Source organism: Streptomyces sp. KR55, assembly GCF_052245645.1.
Lineage (GTDB): Bacteria > Actinomycetota > Actinomycetes > Streptomycetales > Streptomycetaceae > Streptomyces > Streptomyces flavusporus.
Genome location: NZ_JBQQCE010000904.1, coordinates 1 through 1,363, shown reverse-complemented (window position 1 = coordinate 1,363; position 1,363 = coordinate 1). Strand labels below are relative to the sequence as shown.

1 protein-coding gene is annotated in these 1,363 nt (G+C 72.8%); it reads left to right on the top strand.

What is annotated here, in order from left to right; all coding sequences use genetic code 11:
* Nucleotides 1-392: 392 nt before the first annotated feature.
* Nucleotides 393-1,363 (top strand): glycosyltransferase family 87 protein (locus ACTWQJ_RS51405; protein WP_443313205.1); only part of this gene is annotated, 971 nt, incomplete at its 3' end.

Sequence of the window (1,363 nt, the reverse complement as noted above, 5' to 3'; positions counted from 1 at the left end):
CGTCAAAACTTCGCTCGCCTACCTTTCGACGGGGACAGGGGCGGGCCCGTCCGGCGTCGGCGGCGGCAGGCCAAAAAGCGACCATAGGGGCACTTGTCGCGATTACGCACTGTGGCTGTTGCGTTGCATGGGGCAGATAAAGGCCGTATGTCCAGGAGCGTCGGCCCGCTCCGGAACCCGTCGTTCCGGCATCGACTGTGATCCATCTCGCGCCCGGTGGAGGCAACCCGACCCCCCTCCGACTATCGTCTTCCGGACAAAAGGAGAGCGGACGTCAGGTGAAGCGGGGGTTGCCTGCGTCCCCCTCGGGGGGTGGTGCGAGCCTCATGGGGATCGCAGAGGGACCCATGTGCGGGACACGTGGGACGAACGGGGCGGGAGGGCCGCGAGGCGTGGCGAATGCGGAGCACACCGGGAGACCGGGCGGAGCCTTCGGGGCGGCGGCTGTCGGCACGGCCGGGGCACGGCAGCGCGCGGCGCGGCTGGGGCTGTGGCTGGTCGCCGCGATCCTCGCCGTACGGCAGATGGCCGTCATCCTCAGCACGCCCAGGGGCGAGCGGCTGACGGATCTGGAGACCTGGGTCGGCCCGGACGGCGTGCTGCACGTGGAGGGCTTGCTGTACGACTCCACGCGCTTCACCGGCACCCCCTTCGGCGGCCTCGTCCTCAAGCCCCTCACCCGCTCGGCCGAACAGGCGCTCGGCTGGGGCTGGACCTTCGGCACGCTGCTGCTCGTCGTCGTGCTCGGCCTGGTCGCCGCGCGCGCCCTGCCGCAGCCGGTGAGCCGCCGCAGCTCGCTGTTCGCCGCGCCCGTCGCGATCTGCCTGCTGATGCTGTCGCTGCCGGTGCGCAACGCCTTCTGGCTCGGCCAGACCAGCATCATCCCCGTCCTGCTCGTCCTGCTCGGCTGCTTCGCCGTGCGCGGCGAGCGGGCCGGCGGCGCCCTGATCGGTGTCGCCGCGGCCTTCCAGCCGACCGTGCTGCTGTTCGCCCCCCTGCTGTGGTTCACCGGCCGCCGGCACGCCGCCGCCTCCCTCGGCGCGACCTTCGCCGCCTGCACCGCGCTCGCCTGGGCGGCGATGCCGCACGACTCGTACACCTACTGGGTGCACCACATGGCCGGCGTCGGTCTCGGCGGCCGGGCCGACGATCTCGCCAACCAGTCCCTGCACGGCGCCCTGCTCCGCCTGGGCCTGTCCGGCCCGCTGGAGATCGCCGTCTTCCTGGTGCTGGGCGCCGGGATCGCCGCCCTCGGCCTGCGCCGCGCCGTCCGCTACGCCCACGACGGGCAGCTCCTGCTCGCCGTCGCGATCACGGGCTGCGCGGCGATAGTCGTCTCGCCCACCGCCTGGCAGCACCAGCT